Here is a 5,262-nt window from a genome sequence, read left to right on the forward strand (position 1 = left end):
GCGGGCTCGGCCTGGTCTCCCAGCTCGCCGTTCGGCATGGCATCCGTCCGCTCCCCGACGGGAAGGCCGTGTGGGCCGAGATCGACCTGACCGGGACGACCCCGCCCGAACCGGACTGACGCCATGGCCATGAGGGTCAAGTGCGTGGCCTGTTAGATCTGTCCGATTTACCTCAGTCCGGCGGGTGAATCCGTCCGGACAGCCGGGGCGGGGCTGCCCGGGTGACGGGCTGACCTGCCGGCTACGGCACGAGACGGCCTGATACGGGTGGACCGGCCGTCCCGGCGGCATCAGGAAGTCTGGTGTCGCGTAACGTGAGCTGCATGCCGGACGCGGTGCTGCGCCTCGACAATGTCAATGTCGTGCGAGATGGGTCATACCTGCTCAGGAACGTGTCGTGGGCGGTGTTCCCTGGCCAGCGCTGGGTGGTCCTCGGTCCCAACGGCGCCGGGAAGACGACCCTGCTGCAGGTGGCCTTGGGCCGGCTGTTTCCCACCAGGGGCACGGTCGACCTGCTCGGCGCCCGTCTCGGCAAGGTCAACCTTCTCGATCTACGATACCGGGTGGGTGTCGTCAGCCCGGCGCTGGTGGAGACGCCACCCGCCGACGAGCGGGTACTCGACGCGGTGGTGACCGCCGGCTGGTCCGTGCTGGGCCGCGCCGACGAGGAGTACGACGAGGTCGATCTCACCCGCGCGGCCGGCCTGCTGACCCAGTTCGGGTGCCGTGGACTGGTCGACCGTCGGTTCGGAACCCTCTCCGAGGGAGAGCGCAAGCGCGTGCTCATTGCCCGGGCCCTCATGACCGACCCGGAACTCCTCCTGCTCGACGAGCCCGCCTCCGGGCTCGATCTGGGTGCGCGGGAGGCGTTGATGCGGCGGCTCACCCGCTTCGCGGCCGACCCCATCGCTCCTGTCCTCGTCCTCGTCAGCCACCACGTGGAGGAGATCCCGGTCGGGGTGACTCACGCGTTGCTGGTGCGCGGCGGCCAGGCGCTTGCGGCCGGTCCGGTCGCGCAGGTCCTCACCGCGCAGGCGCTCTCCTCCTGCTTCGGGATTCCGTTGGAGGTCGGCGTGGCGGCCGGTCGCTACACCGCCCGGCTTGCCGCTGGACCGCCTCCCCGGCATCCGGTATCCGCCTCGGTCTGAGCCTGTGCCGCGGGGCTGAGCCTGCGCCGCGGGGTGTTTGTCCGTTCAGGGGCCGATCGGCTGTGACCGGCGTCGGTTGATGGTCGGACGGAGTCGGTCGATGGTCGGATGACCACGATCGGCGGGGTGCGGTGACCTTCCCGACGTGATCCGGTCCCGAGTCACCGCTCGGTCCCGGCGTTTCGCGTACGGTCCGGCGGGCCGTCCATCCCCGTCAAGCGGCCTCAGCCCGTCGTAGCGCGCCTTTTCCGGTATCGCCGGTGTGTTTTTTCGCGGCGGCCGTCGTGCTCCCTCTCCGAGGCTCGTCCGTTCGTGGGCTGGCCGGCGACCCGGACGGACGCTGGCCGCCGGTTGCCCCCGGACCCGTCGCTGGTTGGCCGTCGTTCATCGTTCGTCGAGCAGGTCCCACAACCATCCCGACCGTCGCACACCCGCGCCGAGCGACCTCAGCCGGCCGGCAAGTTGCCGATCCGAGGTGATGACGACCACGGGCGCGACCGCGTCGCGCGCCGCCGCCACGATGGCGTCGTCGCCGTGCCCGGGGGCGTGCACGACGACGATGGTCGGTGCCGCGCGGTCCGCCCTCGCTGGAACGTGGCGGCCCTTCTCGGGCGCGACGTCCGCGGGCCGGATCTTTTCGGGTGTGATCTTTCCGGGCCGTACGGTTCCCTCGGGAACTCCGGCCCGCGCCGCACCCTCGAGAACGACCACGATCCGCTCGGGCCATTCCGGCCTCGATGATGGCCGTGGGTGCGTGCCGGGACGGGTGATCCGCGCCGAAATAGCGTCGACTAGCCGTCCGGCCGCTCCTGGGCGGTCCCGCCACCACCCGTCGGGCCGGGAGCCAATCACGTTGGCACCGTCTACCACCCACGTGCGCGGGTACTCGTCCGTGGGTCGGCTCATACCGGCGGCGCCGGAATCAGGGGTACTCATCCGGCGCGGCGATCCCCTTTGGCATTCGTACCGGTCGGTTCCGCTCGCGGCACCACCACCCCAAAGGCGCCGGCGGCTGTTGCCCGCCGTTTGCCGGGCAATCGTCCACGGGAGTCGGTAGACGAACACGATCGGTGTCCCAAGGTCGGAGGACATGGACGCCGCCCGGTCCACGCCTGCCCAACTGTCCGCTTGCGGTCGGCCTTTCGACTGGGAAGGTGTGATTCGCAGAACATGATCATCCCTCTATCATGTGGAGCTTGCTCCCTGTCTTTGGGTTCCGCACTCCGACTGCCAGGGCGGCGTGCGTTGAGCGCTGACTTCGTCTTCGGCGACCCAAGCCTGCGAGCCCGACGAACCAGGCGTGACAGTTCCCCGCGTTCTCGTGGTAATAATAGACGCGTGAGTTCTGCGGTCCGCTGACCTGAAGGAGAGTGGCATGGCCCAGAAGACCATCGTCTCGTTGATTGACGATCTCAGTGGAGAAGAGGCCGACGAGACCGTCCGGTTCGGACTCGACGGTGCGCAGTATGAGATCGACCTGTCGGAGAAGAACGCCACGAAGTTGCGTGAGTCGTTGGCTTCGTTCGTCACCGCGGCTCGCCGTTCTGGCGGTCGGGCGGCGGGTGGCCGGCGTGGTGTGCGTGCCGCTTCGCGCCGTATCGGCGGAACCGACCGTACCGCCGACATTCGTGAGTGGGCGCGCAGCAACGGTTACACGGTGAGTGACCGGGGGCGTATCGCTTCCAACATCGTCGAGGCGTACGACAAGGCCCACTGATCCTGGTCTTGACTGCTTTTCCGGGGTAGGGACCGGAGCAGTGGAACCCCTTGTAGCGGTAGTGCCCGTGGTATTGGACGACGGGCTGCGCGATCCGGCGGACCGAAGATCGTGTGATCAGGTTTTGCATGGTCAGGTTCCTGCCACACCGACCGGGCCGGTGTGGCAGGAACTATTGGCGTTGCCGCTGACGCAGTCCGTCGCCAGATCTGTTCGTTCCGTCAGTTCGGCAGCTGCCGGGCCATCCAGTTTTCGACGTCTTCCGCGGTTCGCGGAAGTGCGGCGGACATGTTCCGCCTTCCATCCCTGGTGACCAGGATGTCGTCTTCTATCCGGACGCCGATGCCTCGCAGCTCCGGCGGAACCATCAGGTCGTCCGGCTGGAAGTACAGGCCCGGTTCGACCGTCAATACCATGCCCGGTTCCAGCGCCGCGTCGCGATAGGTCTGGTCGCGCGCCTGCGCGCAGTCGTGCACGTCCAATCCGAGCATGTGCGACGTGGAGTGCAGGGTATAGCGGCGATGGACGCCCGCTCCCGGGGAGCGTGGGTCCTCGATCAGCGACTCCTGCGCACTGACCGGCAGGAGCCCCCAGTCGTCGAGAGCCGTGGCGATGACCCGCATGGCGGCCCGGTGCGGCTCCAGGAAGGACGCTCCCGGCCGGACCGCGTCGATCCCGGCCTGCTGGGCGCGAAGAACCACGTCATAGACCTGGCGCTGCACCTCGGTGAACCGTCCGTTGATCGGAAGCGTGCGGGTGACGTCGGCCGTGTAGAGGGAGCGTCCCTCGACCCCCATGTCGAGCAGGGCGAGATCACCGGCGCGTACCGGCCCGTCGTCGCGGACCCAGTGCAGCGTCGTGGCGTGGTGGCCACAGGCGACGATGGAACCGTATCCCACGTCGTTGCCGTCCACCCGGGCCCGCCGCCAGAACGTCCCCTCCAACCATCGTTCTCCGTTGGGCAGGTCCATCGCCCGACCGATTTCTCCCACGCACTCGGTGAAGCCACGCACGGTCGCGGCGATCGCCTCGTCCAATCGGGCGATCTCGAAGTCGTCCTTGAGTAGCCGCAGCTCGGAAAGGGCCTGTGCGAGGGCCAGATCGCGGTCGGTTCCTGGTCCACCCCGGCCGGACCAGCGCAGCACCGAACCATCCACGACCGGATCGACTCCGCGTAGTACCCGGGTGTTTCCCGGTGCCAACCGCGCGAGCGCGTCCGCGAGCTCCGTGAGCGGCCGGCATTCGATCTCCAGCTGTGCCGCGGTCTCCCGAACCCCCGGTCTGGGACCGACCCACAGTTCCCCGTATCGCCGGTCGGTGTAGAAGGCGGAGCTCGACCGGTCGGACCGCCCGGCGACATAGAGCACCGCATCATGCTCACCGGCCGCGTTGGGTAGCAGAACCAACACGGCATCGGGTTCATGGCAGCCGGTCAGCCAGAAGAAGTCGCTTCCGGGACGGAACGGAAAATCTGTGTCGTTTGCCCGTACCCGCAGACCGCCGCTCGGCACCACAAGCGCGTCCGCCGGGAACCGCGAACCCAACAAGGCGCGACGTTTCGCGGTGTAGGGTGCGCAGTCATCGCGGGATGGCACAGCGTCGTCAATCGGCGCCCACCCGGTCGACATAAATCGCCGGAACGCCGCGTGTGGTTCCTCGTCGTGGTTGGCCTGTCCGGGTTCGCGCACGGAATCATCCGATGCCGGAGGTTCACTGGCCCCGGTGGGGACAACGCCCGGCTCGTCGGTCGTGATGAGGTTCGGATCACGCCCGGCCGGCGCGCTCTCGGGCACCCCCGTGCTGGTCGGTGGAGGTGAGCTTTGGTGGGACTGGGCACTCATACCGTTAACGGTAGGCCCCGTTGCGGACGGCGGGTAGCGCGCGAGGCACACCGCCATGCCCGGCGCGTTGGCCGGACTTCTCGTCGTTGGTCCGCCGGGCATTTGGTGCATCGCGCCGCCGCGGTGATGCCGGGCCGATGTGGGCGGTCGCGTCGCGACCTGGGCCCGAACGCCGCTACCCACTTCGCCGCCTTCGGACCCTTCCATGAAGACTGTTCCTCCCACCTCGGGTGAGTTAACGAGGGCACGCAATCGGTTGTGGGAGATCTGGGGGATCCGATCGGTTGTGACCTTCCGTCGTGGACCGTTAACTCATCTGCCGGTCGGCGGGGAAGGCGGGTCCGCGTTGCACGGATCGAGTCGGTCCGGGGGCGGACGTCCTCGGTGTGCCGTAATGCCGGTCCGATAGCCACCGGCATCGTGCGATTCGGGTACTGCACTGCGTGTCGCGAACACCACCGGGTACCAGGGCCGCGCAGAGATTACGCTACGTTGTGATTGGTGACGTTTTGTAGACGTGCTGTGGGGTGACTCGGGGCGCCCTGGGCGACACAGT

The 5,262-nt window shown here is 68.1% G+C and carries 4 protein-coding genes; 2 read left to right on the forward strand and 2 right to left on the reverse strand.

Translation table 11 applies throughout. The features are described from left to right. The first annotated feature begins 323 nt into the window (after window positions 1-323). Complete coding sequence (locus AC08ON_RS14965; RefSeq protein ID WP_476608113.1) at window positions 324-1,148, forward strand: ABC transporter ATP-binding protein; 825 nt, start codon at window positions 324-326, stop codon at window positions 1,146-1,148. 384 nt (window positions 1,149-1,532) lie between these two features. Here AC08ON_RS14965 and AC08ON_RS14970 read toward each other — a convergent pair whose 3' ends face one another. Continuing rightward, window positions 1,533-1,859, reverse strand: coding sequence for a hypothetical protein (locus AC08ON_RS14970; RefSeq protein ID WP_476608112.1), 327 nt, complete (start codon window positions 1,857-1,859; stop codon window positions 1,533-1,535). A 664-nt stretch (window positions 1,860-2,523) separates the two neighbouring features. Between AC08ON_RS14970 and AC08ON_RS14975 the strand changes: the two genes are divergently transcribed. Then, window positions 2,524-2,865: a histone-like nucleoid-structuring protein Lsr2 gene (locus AC08ON_RS14975; protein ID WP_476608111.1), complete on the forward strand. Its 342-nt coding sequence runs from the start codon at window positions 2,524-2,526 to the stop codon at window positions 2,863-2,865. Window positions 2,866-3,086: 221 nt separating this feature from the next. Here AC08ON_RS14975 and AC08ON_RS14980 read toward each other — a convergent pair whose 3' ends face one another. After that, a complete protein-coding gene (locus AC08ON_RS14980; protein WP_476608115.1) occupies window positions 3,087-4,493 on the reverse strand; it encodes an aminopeptidase P family protein in 1,407 nt (468 codons plus the stop codon). Window positions 4,494-5,262 lie beyond the last annotated feature (769 nt).

This window comes from Frankia sp. CoWAU3 (assembly GCF_977971855.1).

Bases quoted from the DNA above. Each gene is read 5' to 3' on its own strand.
- AC08ON_RS14980 (WP_476608115.1), bottom strand. From the start codon at position 4,493: ATGTCGACCGGGTGGGCGCCGATTGACGACGCTGTGCCATCCCGCGAT.
- AC08ON_RS14975 (WP_476608111.1), top strand. From the start codon at position 2,524: ATGGCCCAGAAGACCATCGTCTCGTTGATTGACGATCTCAGTGGAGAA.
- AC08ON_RS14965 (WP_476608113.1), top strand. From the start codon at position 324: ATGCCGGACGCGGTGCTGCGCCTCGACAATGTCAATGTCGTGCGAGAT.